Raw genomic sequence first — 19,439 nt, 5'->3', positions numbered from 1 at the left:
TCTTTACTTAGTAACAATGCCTTCATATAAATTGAACAGACAGGTGATTCGATCGGTTTCACTTTCAAAAGGTTCGTCGCTATAACATTTGTCGACGAATAAATCTAATTCCTGGTGTACTACTCTCAAATCACCAGGCATGTTCTCCTCTTCATACATTTTCCCGAGCGTCATTTCAGAGTAGCATTCCCTTATTCTAAGGATGTTAAATACAAGTTTGGATAATTTTTCTTTCTTGTCTTCGCTCAACTTCGGGAAGGGGAAGTTATTATAGCCAAGTTCGGAGCTATATCGAATCCTGGTTTCTAATTGGCCGCATACTGTTTTAATCCAGATCAAGTGCATTTTGGAAGTCAATATTCCCAATATCCATGGCTCGCAATCATACACGATAAATGCCAGATTCGACACGATCGTATCAGGACCAATAAAGCCCATCGGGATATACACTCTATTTTCGGAAGATACTGAGGGGACTACGATAGATTGAGTGGTCGTAAATAACACCTCCCGAAATTGATGTGGCCTTCCAGCCATTCTTTGCACATTTTTATCAGAGCTTTTGCTTCTGTAATCTCTTACTGCATCTATCTGTCTTCTTATAGGTACTACTTGAAGTGCATCCGCTAAGTCCTCATCTTTTACCCAGATACACCATCTGCCGATTGAATTAATAAATTCATCAGAACCGACTATTTTTTTGATAAATCTTTTGGCGGAAGGATCTTCTTGTAATATAGCCATCAATTCTTTTTTGTTAAGAAGTAAGTGGCCTTCTTCATAGGGCATATTCCCTTTTGATAATTTAGGATAGTGTGTTACCAAACATTTTTTTCTCCTTTGAATGATGGTTACAGAACCAATATTGAGGTAGGGACCTATTATCGGCGTTGTATATACTTTCGCTCCTGAATACAATCGATGTGTAGCCCCGTTCTCAGCTGAGCTGAGCCCAATAATCACTACGGTAACACCTGTATTCTGAGAAATGCTATTCTTCCACTTGAAAGACGTATATCCAAAATCTATCACACACCCGTTATCAAATATTTTGGGCCATAATACGCTTACCTGTTCGCCTTGTGTTAAACTGTTCGTAACAGCAAATGCCGCCTTTGACGAAGTGTGACCTATGTATTGTGATGCTTTGTATAACCAGGCGGAGCAGTAGTCTAGCGAGGAAATATTATCTGATCCGTTAAAAGCGACTTTAAGATCCGCCTTTTCTTTGTCACTCAATTTTTTGGCGCCCTTAAATACCGGACTACCGACAATATAAGTCGCTCCCTCATTCGGGCATACCTTTTCCCAACTCCACTGAAGCGGATTCCCGTGAATGATATGTGGGGAGTTGTAAATGGTCTTAAATTCCTCGCTGCTATATTTGTCCCGGAAGTATTGAAAATAAGTCACCGACAACGTAAACCTTGACAGATGAACGCCGAAGAGGTTACTGATGATCCCATGGAAATTTTTTAATGAATCAAGGATGGTCACACCACTTTTAGTCGAGAATTTCTCGAACTCAATCTCCACATTATATAGAAATGTGAATAACTCTTTAAAAGCAATGTTTAAGTAACAACCTGGTCCGTTGGTCGGATCTAATATTTGGATAGCGTTGATTCTTTTGACTAATGCTTGTAAAGCGTCTTCGTTCTCCTTGGATTTAGAAAGTGTAAGGTATAGGTCGTCCAGTAATAATGGGTTCAATATCTTATTCACATTCGCGGTGGAGGTATAATGAAGTCCTGACGTTTCACTACCGCCAACGAACTTATAAATCAAACTGCCAATCGTATCGGAACTGAGATCATTCCATTCAATACACAGGAGGGAAACGATCAATCCTGCTGCTTTTTTATCGATTGTGAATTCTTTAATCGTATCAAATAGATCAACCTTGATGGTTGGTATAGACCCTATGAATGTGGGCAATTTTGATTGATCTTCGCCTTTCACGTATCGCAGCAGGTCAAAGGTATATTGTGTGATCTTTTCACCTGATTCGCTTGAAATGTGTTTGTAGTACTTCTCGATCGACCTATTAGCTTCTTTATCAAAGGAATTAACAAATGACATCACTAACAATTGCAACAAGAATAGCTGCAAACCGTCGTCTTGATTTTTATTGCACAGTCTCAAAGCATTGTATAGTCCTCCAGCTATTTCGGCGACGTTGACATCCTTATTGATTAACTTTACCTTCGGCGCAGATAGACCTGCTAAGGGCAATAGTAGTTCAAGTTGTTTAAATAGCTCCGCATGACTAGTAATCACATAGTCTTTGGACTCTTTTAAGAAAACCAACGTATTCGTCGAATTAAAGATAAAGACGAATGTGACTGCGGTTTTGATTTTCCCTTTGGTTAACAAGTTGTTGAGCGTCTCCGATAAGTGGTGATGTGGAATGTATTTGAATAGGTACTTCCCATTCACGATGTGTTCGTCTTGTGGATTCGCAGCGGCTTCGTAGCCTGAGATTAACTTGTCGATTGTTGATTGGGGAAACTGTAAAGCCCGAAGAAAGTCTAATATGAACTCAAGCGGGCTCGTATTATATCTCAGGGCTTTAAGCTTAGATTCTATCTGACTATAGATGTCGATCATAGCATATTAATCAGCTGTTTCGTCAAATTTCAATATACTTTTCGCTATATAGTTTGCCATTGATACAGGAACGGCGTTCCCGATCAACTGTTCGTTTTCTGTTTTACTTCTATTCCATTTGAACGATCGGGGGAAAGTTTGTATCAAACTACGTTCAATGGTCGAGAGTGATTTCACTTTTTTGATATCCGCTGTTTTATCAGCTGGGTGAGGCTGATAGTTCTGTGGGATGGGTCTATTTACCCCACGAATTGTCGAACTAGGTTCATGAACACTAAATACGGCTCTTCTAGCATAACTTCTGGGATGCATATAATAGTATTCGGTCTCTAACAGATCTCCTAAATATTCATGCACAGTCATCGGCTTCTTACTCAACTGGGAATCTAACACATCCAATATGAAATTGTCATCGGCGTTTAGTTTACCTATCATGAAAAAGCGCTTTCTTGCCTGGGGTACTCCCATTAAGCTGGCGTCAAATACTTTATAAGTCAACCCATAGCCAGCTTCTTTAAAGTTACGTTTAGCTTTTTCCAATATAGCCATTTTTTCAATATTGTATACGTTTTCCATGACAAAGTATGTAGGCCTAATGGTACATACTATTTCAGAAAAGGTAGCCGTTAAGTTGGCCCTTTCTCCGTTGTGATTCCCTTTCCCTGCAATACTGAAATCCTGGCAGGGAGGGCCTCCTATGATGATATCAGCCCCCATTGCCCTCAGCTCATTGACCAGTTCCGGATCCGTGATATCTCTTAAATGAGCGGCGTGGTCAAAATTTTCATTATATGTTTCTACGGCTGCCTTCCAGTTGTCATAAGCAGCAATCATCTCGAACCCGGCCTTTTGAAATCCTAAACTCATTCCTCCGCAGCCACAGAATAAATCAATTGCCCTCATCTACCTAAATTTTGATGATATTCTAATAACGAAGTGGCGATGAATTCCGCGAGTTTTACAGGAACCGCATTACCGATCATTTGATTCAAATTAGTTTTTGATCCAGTGAAGTTAAAGGTTGTTGGAAAGGTTTGAAGATAGCTTCGCTCGATTGCGGTCAGCCCTCTCAGATCTTCAGTTACCGCGATAGGATCGTTCGGGTGTCCGGGATATCCTTTAGGAACGGGTCTGTCCACCCCTCTAATTGTCATTGAAGGTTCATGAATGCTAAATATTCCGCGTCTGGAATAAGATCTTGGCACCCTGAAGTAATATTCCAATCCAAGGCTATTGCCCAGGTAATCGAAGATAGTCATGGGTTTTTTGCCCAGCTTTTTGGTCAGCGGCTCGTATAATACATTATCTTCTGCGCCTTGTATTCCAATTAAAAAGAATCGCTTTCTTTTTTGGGGTACGCCGCAGAAGCTAGCGTCTAAGGTAATTTGAGTCAGTCCGTAACCGGCCCCTTTCAATGTGGAGACTATTTTAGGAAGGATAGGGCTCTTAGTAATGGTGGATACGTTCTCCATTACAAAATAGTTTGGCCGTACTTCTGAAACGATATTTGCAAAAGCTACTGTCAAGTCCGCGCGTCCTAATTTCTCATTTCTATGACCGGCGCTAGAAAAGTCCTGACAAGGAGGACCGCCGACAATTAGATCAGGATTCAAATTTCTTATATCAGTAATAGCTTCTTCTGAAGAAAGGTCTACATTATGAATCGGATGATCGAAGTTTTGTTCGTACACGTCAATCGCAGGCTTCCAGTTATCATAAGCCGCTAAAATCTCAGCCCCCGCATTTTGAAATCCTAAAGACATTCCGCCACATCCTGAAAATAAATCTATAGTTCTCATTAAGTTTATAAATTTCTATTATATCTACCGTTTTTACACGCCTTTGTTCAACTGACTAATTAATTCGCTGTGCGCAGCTTCCAGCGCTTCAATGGCAACCGCTTCTCCTTTGGCAATATTACATAGTTTATCTGCCAGCCAAAGAATCAGCAGTTTATTTTCGTCTACTTCCAGATAGACGGCCAGTTTGGTAAGATTGGTTCTACTTACCGGCTTTTCATTACTTTCCATTTTGCTGACGTAAGCAGTATCGATGTCAAGCTCCGCAGCTACTTGACGTTGCATGAGTCCCCTAGCTTCTCTTAATTCTTTAAGTTTTTCGCCCAGCATACTTTACTACATTTGGTCTTGTCCTTGAAAGGACAAATTTAAATAAAATGACTGATTGTGAGAATAGCAGTTTCAATCATTAAAATTGCCGGGGTCGGTGGGATTAATCTCTTTTTAGGCTGATGACTGGGTTTACTACTGCCGCTTTCAATATTTCAAAGCTAACGGTCATCCAAGCGATGATTAAAGCAGCCAGTGGCGCTAGCACAAATGTGAGCCAGCTCACCTGAATGTGATAAGCAAAGGTTTCCAGCCAGTTATTGATGGCGAATATGGAAATAGGGATGGCGATGACAATTGCGATGAGTACTAATCGGGTAAATCCTGTGGTTAATAGGTAAATGATATTTAGGATAGAAGCGCCTAATACCTTTCTCACCCCAATCTCTTTAGTCTTTTGTTGTGCAAGGAAGGCAGAAAGACCATATAATCCCAGGCTGGAAATGAAGATCGCCAGCATGGAAAATAAATTGAAGATCTTGCTCATCTGCTGCTCTCCTTTGTATTGATTAGCCAGGTCCTGGTCCAGGAAGCTATATGTGAAAGGATAGGAAGGGTTCAGGTCTGTGCTTATTTTCTCTAAGGCTTTGATGGTCGCTTCCGTACTACCTGGTTGGCTTTTGACTACTGCATACCCGCCATATTTATTGAGCCCTAAGATGAGTGGTTCAATGACCTGTTGTATAGGTTTGAAATTGAAATCTTTTATCACACCAATGATTTTGCCATTAGTACCATTTAATGATAGTGGTTTGCCTATGGCGTTATCGGCTGTCATACCCATTAGTTTCACAGCCGTTTCATTGATCACATAATTGCTTGAGTCATTAAATGCGGTAGAGAAGCTTCTCCCTCTCAACACGTTTATTTGAAAGACCTTTGTAAAGTTTTCACTTACGCCCATGCTGGGGATGACCACCTGCAAATTAGGATCTCTCCCTTCCCAGGTTACATCCAAATTGCCGCTGTAGATATTGATAGGTAGTTCAGATATGATCGTATAATTAGCGGTATGTGGATTTTGTTCTAATGCAGTTCGTAATGCGTGTGTTTTGCCTGACATTTCGCCATTGATAGGTATATAGACCAGGTTGGATTTGTCAAACCCAAGGTTGCTGTTCCTGATGTATTGGAGTTGTTTATACACGACTACTGTTCCTATTAATAAAACAATAGATACTACAAATTGCACGATCACCAGCCCATTGCGGAAGATCAGGTTGCCTCCGGGGAGGTTGTTATTCCCTTTTAATACTTTGATTGGTTGGAATCCTGAGAGAATAAGTGCAGGGTAAATGCCAGACAGCAGGCCAGTGAAGAGTGCGATACCTGATAGGATACCTACATCCTTTAAATGGAGTGTTAGATCTTTATCCGCCAGTAAATTGAAGACAGGGAGGAATAAGCAGACTATTATTAAAGCCAGTATCAATGAGAAGAAGGATATTAATAATGACTCAGCCAAAAACTGCCTGATCAATTGACCTCTTAGCGCGCCTATTACTTTACGTAATCCTACTTCTTTAGCTCTTCTTGCAGAACGGGCTGTGGCCAGGTTCATGAAGTTAATACAGGCGACTATCAATATGAATATTGCTACTATAAAGAAGATATTCACATATTGTACATTTCCATGACCAGGCAAATCTACCTGGGCTGCAGGCGATAAGTGAATACTGGTCAGGGGTTGTGCCATGTATTCCGCTTTCATGGTGGGTACGTGTTGTTTAAATACCTGGGTCATGGCGGCGTTTAATTTGCTTAACGCGCCTGGTGTAGGGATAAAACTTTTATCCAATTGGATATAGGTATAGAAGTTAAAACTTGTCCAGGTGTTGTTGATTAGGTCTGAACTGGTATTCGCTATTGCAGACATTGGCAAAATGAAATCAAATTGCAAGTGGGAGTTAGAAGGAATATTAGCCAATACCCCTGTTACTGTGATTGTGCTGCCATTATCTATTTTGAGCGTTTTCCCAATTGCATTCTCCGTACCGAAGTACTTTTGGGCCATATCCTGGGTGATGAGGACACCGTCAACACTATTTAGTGCTGTTTTGGCATCTCCCTTTACTAAGCCAAAGTTGAAGATCTCCAAAAAACTCGGATCCGCATAGAATACCCTTTTCTCTGCGAATTTCAGTTCATTGACCTGGAAGAGGTGTTGTTCTAAATGGCTCAACCTTACTGTATTCTTTATCTGGGGGATCACCTCCTTTAACCCTTCAGGCATCCCGGCAGGGTTTACTGCTGCTATAAAGTCGCTGGCATTGACAATGACCCTATAGGTCTGATCGGCGTTTTTATGAAAACGGTCGTAGCTTTTTTCATGTTGTACCCATAGTAATATCAAAATGCTGGAAGCCATACCGACTGCAAGGCCCAATACATTGATGGTGGTATAGGACTTATGCCGGATAATATTGCGAAAAGCGATTTTGAGATAATTTCTGAACATGGGTTGGATTTTGGCTGGTAGGCAGGGCACAAAAAGATGGCCATTTTTTAAGTGTTTATATTATTAAGTATTAGATATTATGAATATTTAGATGGTGTTCGGATTTGAGAATGGGGTGTTCGAATTTGTATATTTGGTAGTCAATTTTATACTGCGAAATTATGCTAAAATACAAAGAGCTATACGATAAGGAGGATCTTTATAAGCTCCTGTCTGTACCTGAAAAAAAGCGAAAAGGTCCTTGGCACACTGGGTATACTAAATTCGATGGGAGTTACTATGTTTTTGCCAATATTGGTGTGCCGGGAAGGACTGGTCACGATTATGACAATCATTGGGGTGGGAAAGATTTATTAGTTTGGTACGGAAAGAGTAAGTCTCATATAGGTCAGAAGTCTATTAAGGAGATGCTAAGTGGAAAGGTACCAGTGCATATCTTTACCAGAGAGGAGGATAGGAGCAAGTTTTTGTATCGAGGATTGGGAGTTCCCGTTAAATATGAGAATAAAAAGCCTGTATTGATTGAGTGGAGTTTGATGAAACCTGTGGAGGAAATAGAGACAGATGAGGTCATCAAGGATTTTATTTTGAAAGGGGAAGCTCCAGATGATGTGATAAAAAAAGTGGTGGCTGTTCTTAAGCGTGTAAGGGATGGACAGAAGAAATTGAAGGATGGGCTTATGCAAATATATGATGGGCAGTGTTGTATAACGGGATCTAGTATAGCGGAGGTATTGATTGGCTGCCATATTGAACCGCATAAATTAAATGGGAATAACCAGTCTAAGAATGGATTGTTGTTGAGGGCAGATTTACATATATTGTTTGATACTAATTTAATAGGGATAGAACCTGATACTTTGAAAGTTCGGATAGGGAGTAAATTAATGGAGAGTGAGTATGAATATTTAGATGGAATGGTATTAAAGCCAAGGAATGATGGAAGGAGACCGGATAGACAGGCTTTGGCCGAAAGGTGGAAGGTATTTGTAAATGCGAGTGTGTAAACCTAAGATGGTTTACCTATACTGTTATATTAATTGAACTAAGGACTGATATTTCATGGGAAACGCTTAGGATTCATTGTTAGTTATATGACAATGGAGGCGTTTGTGCAATTCAATGGTAATAAAGGGATAGCATTACAGTGGATGAACGCGAAATATTAGATTTACTAATATAGTCATGAGAAGAATATTGAAAGTCAAGCGGAAAAAAATAATTAATTTGTTAAATGAAATTTCCATTCCCTGTTTTGTTTTTATCTAGTTAAGTGTAACTGATTGATAATTATTGTATTTTGGCTTAATGTGTGTTGAATATAACCTTATTAGTTAGAGGAATGAGAAATGCTAATTCTATTGTTAAAAGCAAAATACCCTTATAAAGGTCATAATGAATAAAAAGGACACCCTAAGATGGCGCTTCGATGTAAATGCTTTTCGCTTGTTAGGAAGAGAGTTGATTACCGATAGGGTAACGGCTGTATTCGAATTGGTGAAAAACTGTTATGATGCTAACTCTACAAAAGTAAATGTTGAATTCCTGAATATTACAAAAGACTCCGATGATAAACAAATCATAATATCAGACAACGGTATAGGTATGTCATATAATGACATTGACAATAAATGGATGGTTGTTGGTACTAATAGCAAAAGAGCAAAATTGTATTCTGACCCGCCATTCAATAGGAAGTTTGTAGGGGAAAAGGGAATTGGTCGATTTGCTGTAGATAAGTTAGGAGAGCGATTAGTAATAAAGACCAAGCAAGTAGGAGAATCTAAATGGTTGAATGTAGAAATTAAATGGGATGAATATGAGGAATTGTCGACAAAGGCAACAGCAGGTGACCAGTTGTCCTTATTTACTGAAGTAGATAATCATTACTTTTTTACAGATGGACCCCCTGATGAACACGGTACCAAATTAATAATTTCACAGATTAGGGATAATTGGTCGAAAGCAGATCTTGAAAGATTGACAAGGGAGTTATCAATATTAAAATCTCCATTTTATCCGCTTAATCCTCCTTTTGATATATATATCGGATCAAACGATTTTATTGAGTTTAAGGAAAAATTAGTAAAACCGGATCCATTTAGATTTTATTCTCACCATGCAGAAATTGAATACGATTCAGCAAATGGAAAGCAGGAAACCTTGGTATTTAATAAAGAAGCTGGAAAGATTTTAAAGGAGTTGATTGATATAAGAGATTTTGGTCCAATTAAAGCAAAGTTTTTCTATTTTAATGAAGGAGCTAAACGAAAATTTAATGCAGTATATAAAAACGATGAAACAAGAATTGATGGTGTGAAAATTTACCGAGATTCGGTAATTACTACTCCATTTGCAGAATATGAATCTGATCCTGATAAAAGGAGAGATATTCTAGGGATAGATAAAAGGAGATGGAGGCAGACATTTGATAGAGTAAGCACAAGGGAAATAATTGGTATCGTAGATATTACTATGAATGATAATCCTCAAATCATAGATGGAACTAATAGACAGGATTTTATAGATACACCCGAATATAGACATTTGAAGGAATTTCTTATGCAGCAGATAGATGTTTTTGGTGCAGTGAAAATATATGAGAGAGAATTTAAACGATCTGCTGTTGAGAAGGAACTGCATAAAGCGGGACAAGAAGTTAAGTCTTTTTCGCATGCGATTGATAAAATTCAACAAGAAATAGATAAAGAGAAACCTGAGCTCAAGGCAGTCCTTCAACCTTTAAAAGAGCAAGCAGCAGAACTAAGTAAAAGTATATCCCAAAGTATAAGTGAGCAAAAGAAATATCAAGCGGATGTCACAAGAAAGGAGAATATTTATTTAAGTTTGATGTCTCTACAAGATTATGCATCTAACATTTCACATGCAATTAGAACGTCGCTTGGGAAAATAAAAAGGATGGCAGAATTTATTAAACTAAATTTTCCGAATCCTGAATATGACGTTTATTTTAAACAATATGCGTCTTTGATATATGATGAAATGGATGTTTTGTTAAAGGTGACTGATTTCATGTTAAGCTATGCGAGTTCTGGTGGGAATTTTGAAGATTTTAGTGTTAAAGAGCTAATAGAAAATTTGTTGCTTCACACATATTCACAAGCATTTAGATCAGAGGGAATTATTGTAGAAGTTGAAATCAAGGATGATTTTGTCATTAATTTTAATAAGAAAATTTTTGAGGATATATTTCAAAATCTAATTTCTAATTCTATTAAAGCCTTAGAGGGTAATACGAACAAACAGATCAAATGTTCTGGATATTTGGATAGCGATAATTTTACATTATACTTCTCCGACAATGGTGTTGGCGTATCTAAAGGGGATGAAAAATGGATTTTTGAGTTATACAATACAAGGACGGCAGATAAAGGTGGTGCAGGTTTGGGATTATATATTGTTGAAAAAAGAATACAAGCCCTAAAAGGATCCGTAGAATTGGTTGAAAGTGAGTTCAAGCCTCAAGGTGCAACATTTAAAATAAAGTTACCGTTCAACAAGATTTAAGATGGAAAATAAAATATCAAAAAAGATAGTTGTAATTCATGATGGGCTGATTTCAAACGAAGATCCATTACTTGTTGTTTTGAGAGGGAAGTTTGGAATAGATAATGTATTGTATTTTAAAAAGTCAGATGACGGATTAGATTATGTTTTAAATAATCTACATCAACCGATTGTAGTGATTCTTGATATGAATTTTAGCAGGAATGAGAAGTCTGGTATTGAAGTATTTCAAGAAATTAGGGAGAAAAGCGCGCTCGTATACATAATTTTAATTACCGCAAATGAGATAAGTAAAATTAATAATGATGATTTGATCTCTTTAATTAATAATGATGCATTTGCAGTAGAAAGTGTTTCAGCAGGTTATACAAAAATAGTATCCTTAGTCGAAAGTGCTGCCCATAAGCTAGATACAAGAGTAGACAGTGCATTAGAAAATTGGATAGTACTTCATCCTGAGTCGGAAAAGAATAAGCCTTACATAATGACACGTGATGGCCAATCATATTCTCTAAATCAGCTTCTAACAGAGATTCGTAAACAGACTCTATTGGGAATGGAAATAGAGAAAGATATTCTTATGTTAGTAATCGATATGTTATCTAGAGGGAAAAAAAGTATTAATGGCTAGTTTCGGTATTTCTTTTGATGACAGCCACGTAAGGCTGGGGACATATTTTAGGAAAAGTAAGGATGATATTATTACATTTATTAATGACAAATGTAATACTGCAAATATTAGTGAATTGAATGCTTCTTTATGTACTATCGCTAATATTGACAGAACAATGCCTTTGCTAAACCAAAGTAATTTTGTTTTTATAGCATACTCTCATGGTAAAGATGATGCTCTTGAAGTTGATGGAGAGCTGTATATACAAGCTGGTGTAAATTCATATTTATTCAGTAATAGCTTTTTTTATTCCATGGCTTGCAATACAGGAAATATATTGGGAGGTGATTTAATTGTTAATCGCAGCCATGGATTTATAGGTTATATGGATGAGGCGATAGCTTTGCCAGAACCTTATGAAAAATTATCTATTGATTGTGATAATTATGCCTTGAAGAAATTTATTTTAGGTGCGACTTTAAAGGATGCCTATGATGAGATGAAAGAATTTTTTAATCAGCAAATTGATTTTCTTCTTAATCAAGGGGAGTTTCTTTGGGCGTCCAGTTTAAGACGAAATAGGGATGCATTGATAATGCACGGAAATGGAGCCTTGACATTTGAAGAATTCTAATTTACTTTTATTCATAATATTTTGATTCAAGTGCATAACAAATTTAGGCACTTGGATAAATCTGAGAGAGCTCTGGTTTTGTTGCAATGTACTTTCTACAGGTTTGGTAGCTCTTTTAAATGTAACCCCTATATTATTTGGCGCTTTCAACATTTATTTCAAGGGAAGGTGCCCAATTACGATTAGTAACGATGATACTGTAAAAAAATCATCTAACCATTCAAATCTATTCTGATAGTTACAATGTTTTTAAGTTTTTGTAATTGAACGTTTTTAAAGCTATACTCTATTCCTCGAAATAAACTCAAGCACCCCCTGCAACATCCCTTCAACCTGTGTCTTATTATAAGTGGTATATTGCCCGTGTGCGGCTTTATTTCTCAAATCTAACCATGCCGTCACATTTTTATGATCAAGCGCATTATAAACATTGGCTTTGTACAATTCAGCATTCAATGTGTCTGCTTTTTTCGTGATGATCTTCCCTCCCCTGTTTTCAGTGATAGAAATACTATATTTATTACATAGCTGCCTTAAATGTTCTTCTAATACACTTCCAACCATAACGGCAGCTGGATCTTTGTAATTTTCACTTAATAAATATCCCGCCATTTCTAAAAAATCTGCAAAAATATCTGCGGAAATCAGGCCCTTTATATCCATTAACCAATTATCTTCAATCTCGGACTTTATAGCCCTTATTATGCCCCTTCCTATTTCGGCGCAGGAAGGTTCAGAGCGGGTAACGCGGCCATCAAAGTCTGTATAATAGGAATGGCTTTCACCATAGATATTTTTAATAAAAGAAAGAGATGCTGTTCTGAATTCATTAAAACTTTCCCTATTTACCTTAGCAATACCTATTCCTTGGGGATATTTGGTAGATTCGATCACCTTATTTGCAAGTTCAAGTAATTTAGTAACTCGATCCATTAGTTTTTTTTCTATAGACATATTATATCGAATGTTTATTGAAAGTTATACGGCTTTGATAGTTTCAATACTACAAATTCTATAAGGGGCACTTTCCCCTTTACTCTCTAAAGTAAAGTAGTCCTCTATTTGGATACTCCCTCCAGGATAATTGGGATCTTCAGGATAAATATTTTTCAATATTCCGGTTTTATTTGAACCATCTTTGAATAGTATTCTAGCGAATGTGTTAGGATGCTCCTCATCCCATTTTTTTAACTTATCAATGGTCATTACGCTGAAAATTATTTGAATTAATAACTACCTATAATTACTAAAGGAAGCCCTATTTTTAACAAGCACTCAAAGACTTATGAATTTTAAACCAGAATAAATCATATCACAAATAGTGATATTTAAGTAATTGAAAAATTGATCTGTGAAAAAATGATGTAAGATCAATTTTTTCAAAAGAAAATAGTGTAAGACTAAATGGTGATTATTACATATAATAGAATATTTATGTAGTAGCTGGGTATACTTAATTTTTTCTGTAGTGCTAAAATTATATCGTGAAATCTCTCCTAATTTCATATTGATATTATTAATTAATAGCTTATTCTTTTAACACCCCCAACAACTCCTCCCCAATCCTCCCTGACAACCCACCCCCCTCCGCCACCGGATTCACAAACACCAGCCCGCAATGACTATAAAAATCATCTCCCTGCCTCTTCTCCCCAGCCGATAATGGAAAATGCACATATGATCCCTCCACCTTATTAAAACTCCCTGGATACACTAAAAATGACTGCCTGGCATTCCAAAGTAAATTATACACAAACAATTGCTTCAAATCATCATCCCCTGGCATATCACCATCCACTACCTTCCACTTCGTATCCAAAATATAAATCTCCTCACCCATCTCCACCACAATATCAGGTTTAACCTTCTTATAAGACCTATATTCATTATGATACCAGAAATCCTTCTTACTCTGCCTATACACTCTCATATGTGCATAACCGGCCGCCGCTTTCTGTATCCTATGATATATAAACTCTTCCCAAAGCATATTCATATCAAACAAAATCGCGATCACCTGTTCGCTTCCTCCATTAATCCCTGGCCGGTAGTTTAACAGTAATAGCTTACTGATAAGCAATGCTTCCTTATACCTTTCCGTCTTACGATCAAAAGCCAAGCTGGAAAAGGTTTGTTCAGTTACTTTAGAAGTTGCCATTTCAGGAAAATGAAGCAATAACCGGTGTGCCTTATCTATTATTAATGAATCATTACATAATTTGGATATTAATAGTAATGTCATATAAAGCAGCTGGTTGTACTTATTCTGCACATTATATACCGTATGCCTTACATAGAAACGCTCTTGATGGACTAAATTTTGGCTAATGTTTTTGGAAAATAATAACTGCCCTTTCATCGCCAGTCTATTCCCTTCTTCTTTGCGATATTGCTTTGTAAGTCCTTCATGTAGAATCTTTTCCGTCTGTTCCAAAAATAGCTGAATATAAATATCCAGTATGGAATTAGACCGTAAGTTTAAATTGGCTTTATCTGAATGATGTACCTGCAAGAATCTACATTCCTTTAACATAGACAATAACACCTCATGCCAGTTAGCCCTAGCGTTGGCATCATCGTTTTCGAGGTGCTGTATATTACAATTTGCAGCAGTTGTCAAATGCCTATCGGTTTTAGGCAATATTTCGATAGTAAGTTCGCCTGCTTGTAAACCACCTACATAGTTGATAAACCTAATTCCCCGATCAATAATTTGGAAATGTTCGATTTCATTTCTGGCATGATATAAACATAATGCCTCCCAATGTTTCTTCTTGAAAGGCTTGTCATTATCATAATACAGTTTTTCATATTCTGCAACCCGGATGATGTTCTTATTTGCCATGGCTATAAATTGACTTGAAATCATCCAAATCCATCTCCATCGGATCTTTTAAGGTATATATGATCCTATCTGTGAAGTCCCCCGCAATTTCCTCTCCTTTTGCAAAATTTGCGAAGAGGTTTCTGCTGACGCTTTTAAAGGATATAAAAGTATCCCCTAATACAAGGCCAATTTTAGCATAGTCATTAAAGAAATACTCTTGTAAAAGAGGGAGGATCTTATTTTTAAACGCCTTTTGCAGATCATACAAGTCTTCAATACCCATCAACCATGCATGACCAATTAAATGATCCTTTGTCAATAGCGCTTCCAGTCTATTGTTAATCGTTTTTAGTAGTGCTTGTAAATCTAATTCCTCCAATGATTTTCCAATAAGAGATTCATCTGGCGACATTTCTTCAAAGCAAAACCTTCTTCGAAGCGCATTGTCCAATGCCTCTACACTGCGGTCTGCAGTATTCATTGTGCCAATGATATAGAGATTGTTTGGGACAGAGAATTCTGTTTTACTATATGGTAAGGTAACAACAAGAGACTCTTCTTCCTCAAATCGTTTGTTATCTTCAATTAGGGTGATTAGCTCCCCGAATATCTGGGATACATTCCCACGATTGATTTCATCGATTACAAGTACATAGTTCTTTTTATTAGTAATATCCTCGTTTCCTTTTTTAAGACCATAATTTTTTACAAGGTGGCTGATCGTGCCGCGGATGTATGTCGGATTATAGAGTCCTATGTAATTCTCCGTTTCAAATGCTTTCCGGATGTTATTGATGTTTACTGGGTACCAGGCATCTTCTTTTTCAGTATCATGCGGTTGAACGTAGAATACGCCTGTACCCCTGAAGGTGATATCGAAAGTGGAAGAACTACCTTGTATGGTAGCAGCAGGCATGCCATCTGCCTGAGATATATCTTTTTTAAACTTTTCAATCACAGTTTCAAAGTTGCCAGCAATAAATCTCGCTTTATCACTTATTTTCTTAAAGATCCCATCCTCAATTTCATATACTAGTTTCTCCCCATCAACTTTGGGCTTAATGCCTTCAATAAAGTCCTCATAACTGAGGTTTTGGTGGAAAGTAATAAATTCAATCTGGCCTTCTCTTTGTAGCCGTGCAAATTCTGCTTTTATATCCTGTCTATCAATAGACCTGAAACCCGGGTTGGCGATACTGACAGCTTTATTGATAGTATGATAAGTCTTGCCGGTACCCGGAGGTCCATATAAAATGGTATTTAGAGCGTGTGGGACGGAGACGTCAGTAGCGCCCAATTGTTCCAGGGTATGTTTATGGTATAGCTTAATTATATCGAAATAGTCCTGCTCTAAATCTTGAAAGAAAGTATAGGTTAGATCTATTAGGTATTCCCAACCTTTATCCAACATCTCTTCCTCATTAACAATCTTTACTAATTTTGACTGCATAAAATCTCCTCGCACATTTTCATATATTTTCAATCGTGGATCATTTGGTTCCAGTAAGATGGTATCAATCTTCATAACAAATCCATGTTCAGAAGAAATTCCGACAGTGAATGCAAGCCGGTCAGTAATGAAGGTTGAACTGGGATAGATTTTTGCCCAATGATAGTTTTGAAATTTTCCACTCTGATTAGTAGGCTTCATAATAATCTGAACATGCCCTATTTCCGGGAAGGTCCTCTTTTTCACTTCCTCCGCCCAGTACTTCGTTTTCTTATAAATTTCTTTTAGATCATTATATAAGTCCTGGTGCTCCTGATTACCCTCCACTTTTTTCACCCCTGCTAATTTTTTTAATTTGATAAAGTCCTCTTCTGTATAAAAGTCTGGGGCGTTTTCGTGAATAACTTCCATTTTCAATAATAAGTTGTGGGTGATAGTTACCTGCATGATCTTATCCATCAGCAAGTCTTTGAAGAAATCATTATTTATTAATACCTCGTACAAGTCTCTGCCTTGCGCATACCCATTTCTTGGAATCTCCAACTGTCCATAGACAATTCTGAAATTTGCATAATAGGTTTTCCTATCTCCATATTCTTCGAGGCCAGAAACAGGTATTTGAATGATTGTTGGGCTACTTTCAAAACATTGAATTAATTCAGGTAAGATAGCGCTCCAATACTGAGTGTATAGGTGATCCCCCATAAGTATAGATAATGTGATTAACAATATAAACTAAATATAAAAAAAATACTACTTCAAACAAACACTCTTCCCATTTAAATCGATTGCTATTCCCTCTTAACATCGCATTAACTCCATAACCTTTTATTATCCCTATAATTGCGTCCAAATCCCCAAATTATACCATTATCATTTTAATCACCAGCACATTAACTATCCCATTTATGAGACGACCTCAAAGTACGCTACTAATCTCCCTTTTCTTCCTTTTAAGTGGACCATTTACCCACGCCCAAATTTTGAAAAAGCTGAAAGAAAACATGAAAGACTTACAGGATCTTACCAAACAGGTAGGTGAGACCTCCAAAGAAGTCGCCAATACTTCAAAAGGCTTTAAATCCACCTGGCAAAAGGATACCAGTGGTAATATCAAGTATGAACAAATACCTGATTATCGTAGCCGGCAGGAAGTTAGTATCAGCAAGAAGCAAAAGTTAACAGTAGAAAACGGGGAATTTACCAATCTCTCCTGGGAGCCTGTCACCAATTTTCACGCGCAGGTCTTTCCTTCTTTTATTATTGCCTGGGCAAGTTATAGAGGAGAGAAGGATGTCGACATGGGAAGTAGTTTAGGATTTAAGATCAAAAGTAATGTCTCAGGAGTGGTATTGAAGTGGGAGATAGAATCTGCAGATAAAAGTTATTTTAAGATAGACAGTGGGTATATCACCTGTAAAGGCTCAGGGGAGACATTGAATTTCATGCCTAAAGTCGCCTGGGATTTCCGACAACTGGCCAAGCACCAGACATCGGCGCCAATGGATATCTATTTCAGGTTGATAGACCCTGTCACCGGTGCCAGGGTAGAGAAGCTGGTAACAGCAACCTTAAGGAGTATTAACGATTGTATGACCCTTTATGATAATCAGTCTTACAACTTCATGTTTGCCGCTTATGTAAATGAAGAACATCCTTTAATTGATAAGATATTAAAAGATGCGTTAGATACCAAGATGATTAGTTCCGTAATGGGATACCAGGGATTCAATAGGGGCCATGCACTTTCATCTGCTGAAAGAGTGGACGCCATGAATTCGGTAGATCTCCAGGTTGCCGCCATCTGGAGAGTATTGCATGACCGAGGATTTAAATATAGCAGTATTACTGATAATTCAGCCGCGCGACAGGATAACTATATTTTCTCTCAGACAGTACGCACTTTTGATAATGCCATGAATACCAGCCAGGCGAATTGTGTGGATGGTACGGTGTTGATGGCTTCTATTTTAAAGCGGATGGGATTGAGGCCCGTATTAGTGCTGGTGCCTTCACATTGTTTCCTGGGTTATTACCTGGATGCAGATTCGGATGATGAAACGGGTTTGACCTTTTTAGAAACGACCATGCTGTCATCGAGTGGTATGATTGAACATCCTAAGGATGCGATATTAAAGAATAAGCAATTAATTGATGAATATACGCCGGTGGGTGCAAAGCTTTCAGACATCAACAAGTGTTATTATGCCCAGTTCCTATTAGCGAAATTTAAAGGGATTGAAAATTATAAATTGAATAGACAGTTGGTAAGTGAAAATAAGGGGCTGATAGAATTGGTGGATGTCCAGCAGTATAGAAAAATGATTGCTCCTATACCTATTTATAATTAATTGAGAGCCATTGCGATAACAAGCAATGGCTTTTTTGTTTTTTGCCTTCACCATCTATATTGAGGATAATTATCCCATACTCAGGGATAAATCAATGCTATTTTAAAAAGGAGGATAAACACCACCGATCAGCCACCGTTCCAAAGGAATCATCCTTTGCGGTGGCTGAATGGGTGACATGGGTAATGAACTCAAACAACTTTCTGGTTCGTTGTCTTCGTATGGTAAGACAACAGGTTAATAATGAGGTATGTACTTGTATGCAGCTTTTCCGCATACGTGACTCCTGGTTTCCATAAAATGCCAGGTGCCTTCGAGGTTAAAAAGGGAAAGCAAAGAGCATGGCTGACATGAATATCAACCTGGTTCAATTTAGAGGGTATAAGTAAGACAATGCTGTTGATCAAAAAGTATGATTGGAATAGAAAAAAAGTTTAAATTTTTTTTTAGGGCAAAAAAAAGGCTTGAGTAATATAGAAATATTCTCAAGCCACTCTAATTTCAATTAAAACCAGATTCCTTCGAAACGATCAAAAGGAATCGGATGTAAATATTCAACAAATTTTTGAAAAAAAGACAAAATGGGTCAAATTATTTTGTTGATTTTCAAATTATTATCTATTTGATAATTTAATTATCAGTTTGGATAAAATCATTATCATTTTAAGAATTTGAAATCGGTTTTACTCCTGTGTCATTTGATAAAATCGGGTTCGATATATTATTTTAAAAGGAAATGTTTGCGAACTCATCCAGTTTATTGGGTCTTAAATCTCCGGGGCCTTCACCTTTTTTAGGGTAAAATTTAGAGGGGCAACACTATTTTTTACCATTAAAGT

At 37.4% G+C, this 19,439-nt stretch carries 14 protein-coding genes; 5 read left to right on the top strand and 9 right to left on the bottom strand.

Going from position 1 to position 19,439, the window contains the following annotated elements:
- Positions 1-3 precede the first annotated feature (3 nt).
- From SIO70_RS00885 to SIO70_RS00865, 5 genes are all read right to left on the bottom strand, one after another.
- Complete coding sequence (locus tag SIO70_RS00885; RefSeq protein ID WP_320578562.1) at positions 4-2,610, bottom strand: class I SAM-dependent DNA methyltransferase; 2,607 nt, start codon at positions 2,608-2,610, stop codon at positions 4-6.
- Positions 2,611-2,616: 6 nt separating this feature from the next.
- The gene (locus SIO70_RS00880) at positions 2,617-3,513 is read right to left on the bottom strand and encodes a DNA cytosine methyltransferase (protein WP_320578560.1); all 897 of its coding nucleotides are present in this window, start codon (positions 3,511-3,513) and stop codon (positions 2,617-2,619) included.
- A complete protein-coding gene (locus tag SIO70_RS00875) occupies positions 3,510-4,409 on the bottom strand; it encodes a DNA cytosine methyltransferase (protein ID WP_320578558.1) in 900 nt (299 codons plus the stop codon). The genes SIO70_RS00880 and SIO70_RS00875 overlap by 4 nt, the downstream gene beginning before the upstream one ends.
- A 33-nt stretch (positions 4,410-4,442) precedes the next feature.
- Entirely contained in the window at positions 4,443-4,694 is a 252-nt protein-coding gene (locus tag SIO70_RS00870) for a helix-turn-helix transcriptional regulator (RefSeq protein ID WP_320578556.1), read from the bottom strand.
- 148 nt (positions 4,695-4,842) lie between these two features.
- Positions 4,843-7,197, bottom strand: a complete 2,355-nt coding sequence (locus SIO70_RS00865) for an ABC transporter permease (protein WP_320578554.1) — start codon at positions 7,195-7,197, stop codon at positions 4,843-4,845.
- 161 nt (positions 7,198-7,358) lie between these two features.
- Here SIO70_RS00865 and SIO70_RS00860 point away from each other — a divergent pair, with 161 nt between their 5' ends.
- The 4 genes from SIO70_RS00860 (at position 7,359) to SIO70_RS00845 (ending at position 11,972) form a co-directional block, all read left to right on the top strand.
- Positions 7,359-8,204 (top strand): HNH endonuclease, encoded by an 846-nt coding sequence (locus SIO70_RS00860; RefSeq protein ID WP_320578552.1) that lies wholly within the window; start codon positions 7,359-7,361, stop codon positions 8,202-8,204.
- Positions 8,205-8,592: 388 nt separating this feature from the next.
- The gene (locus SIO70_RS00855; RefSeq protein WP_320578550.1) at positions 8,593-10,725 is read left to right on the top strand and encodes a sensor histidine kinase; all 2,133 of its coding nucleotides are present in this window, start codon (positions 8,593-8,595) and stop codon (positions 10,723-10,725) included.
- A gap of 1 nt (position 10,726) precedes the next feature.
- The gene (locus SIO70_RS00850; protein ID WP_320578548.1) at positions 10,727-11,356 is read left to right on the top strand and encodes a hypothetical protein; all 630 of its coding nucleotides are present in this window, start codon (positions 10,727-10,729) and stop codon (positions 11,354-11,356) included.
- Positions 11,349-11,972: a hypothetical protein gene (locus SIO70_RS00845; protein ID WP_320578546.1), complete on the top strand. Its 624-nt coding sequence runs from the start codon at positions 11,349-11,351 to the stop codon at positions 11,970-11,972. Before SIO70_RS00850 ends, SIO70_RS00845 begins: the two co-directional genes overlap by 8 nt.
- 279 nt (positions 11,973-12,251) lie before the next feature.
- On the opposite strand, the gene SIO70_RS00840 is transcribed toward SIO70_RS00845, so the two are convergent.
- From SIO70_RS00840 to SIO70_RS00825, 4 genes are all read right to left on the bottom strand, one after another.
- Positions 12,252-12,926 (bottom strand): hypothetical protein, encoded by a 675-nt coding sequence (locus SIO70_RS00840; RefSeq protein ID WP_320578544.1) that lies wholly within the window; start codon positions 12,924-12,926, stop codon positions 12,252-12,254.
- Positions 12,927-12,950: 24 nt separating this feature from the next.
- On the bottom strand, positions 12,951-13,178 hold the full coding sequence (locus SIO70_RS00835) for a hypothetical protein (protein WP_320578543.1): 228 nt from the start codon (positions 13,176-13,178) through the stop codon (positions 12,951-12,953).
- Positions 13,179-13,500: 322 nt separating this feature from the next.
- Positions 13,501-14,817, bottom strand: a complete 1,317-nt coding sequence (locus tag SIO70_RS00830; RefSeq protein WP_320578541.1) for a 5-methylcytosine restriction system specificity protein McrC — start codon at positions 14,815-14,817, stop codon at positions 13,501-13,503.
- Positions 14,807-16,954: an McrB family protein gene (locus SIO70_RS00825; protein ID WP_320578539.1), complete on the bottom strand. Its 2,148-nt coding sequence runs from the start codon at positions 16,952-16,954 to the stop codon at positions 14,807-14,809. The genes SIO70_RS00830 and SIO70_RS00825 overlap by 11 nt, the downstream gene beginning before the upstream one ends.
- Positions 16,955-17,157: 203 nt before the next feature.
- On the opposite strand from SIO70_RS00825, the gene SIO70_RS00820 reads away from it, so the two are divergent.
- Entirely contained in the window at positions 17,158-18,600 is a 1,443-nt protein-coding gene (locus SIO70_RS00820) for a hypothetical protein (RefSeq protein ID WP_320578536.1), read from the top strand.
- Positions 18,601-19,439 lie beyond the last annotated feature (839 nt).

The organism is Chitinophaga sancti (genome assembly GCF_034087045.1).
In the GTDB taxonomy this organism is placed as follows: Bacteria; Bacteroidota; Bacteroidia; order Chitinophagales; family Chitinophagaceae; genus Chitinophaga; species Chitinophaga sancti_B.
The sequence above is the reverse complement of the archived record's forward strand: the minus strand, read 5'-3'. Positions and strand labels throughout refer to the sequence as shown.

Coding starts and splice junctions, on each gene's coding strand:
- SIO70_RS00885 (WP_320578562.1), bottom strand. CDS start 2,610: ATGATCGACATCTATAGTCAGATAGAATCTAAGCTTAAAGCCCTGAGA.
- SIO70_RS00880 (WP_320578560.1), bottom strand. CDS start 3,513: ATGAGGGCAATTGATTTATTCTGTGGCTGCGGAGGAATGAGTTTAGGA.
- SIO70_RS00875 (WP_320578558.1), bottom strand. CDS start 4,409: ATGAGAACTATAGATTTATTTTCAGGATGTGGCGGAATGTCTTTAGGA.
- SIO70_RS00870 (WP_320578556.1), bottom strand. CDS start 4,694: ATGCAACGTCAAGTAGCTGCGGAGCTTGACATCGATACTGCTTACGTC.
- SIO70_RS00865 (WP_320578554.1), bottom strand. CDS start 7,197: ATGTTCAGAAATTATCTCAAAATCGCTTTTCGCAATATTATCCGGCAT.
- SIO70_RS00860 (WP_320578552.1), top strand. CDS start 7,359: ATGCTAAAATACAAAGAGCTATACGATAAGGAGGATCTTTATAAGCTC.
- SIO70_RS00855 (WP_320578550.1), top strand. CDS start 8,593: ATGAATAAAAAGGACACCCTAAGATGGCGCTTCGATGTAAATGCTTTT.
- SIO70_RS00850 (WP_320578548.1), top strand. CDS start 10,727: ATGGAAAATAAAATATCAAAAAAGATAGTTGTAATTCATGATGGGCTG.
- SIO70_RS00845 (WP_320578546.1), top strand. CDS start 11,349: ATGGCTAGTTTCGGTATTTCTTTTGATGACAGCCACGTAAGGCTGGGG.
- SIO70_RS00840 (WP_320578544.1), bottom strand. CDS start 12,926: ATGTCTATAGAAAAAAAACTAATGGATCGAGTTACTAAATTACTTGAA.
- SIO70_RS00835 (WP_320578543.1), bottom strand. CDS start 13,178: ATGACCATTGATAAGTTAAAAAAATGGGATGAGGAGCATCCTAACACA.
- SIO70_RS00830 (WP_320578541.1), bottom strand. CDS start 14,817: ATGGCAAATAAGAACATCATCCGGGTTGCAGAATATGAAAAACTGTAT.
- SIO70_RS00825 (WP_320578539.1), bottom strand. CDS start 16,954: ATGGGGGATCACCTATACACTCAGTATTGGAGCGCTATCTTACCTGAA.
- SIO70_RS00820 (WP_320578536.1), top strand. CDS start 17,158: ATGAGACGACCTCAAAGTACGCTACTAATCTCCCTTTTCTTCCTTTTA.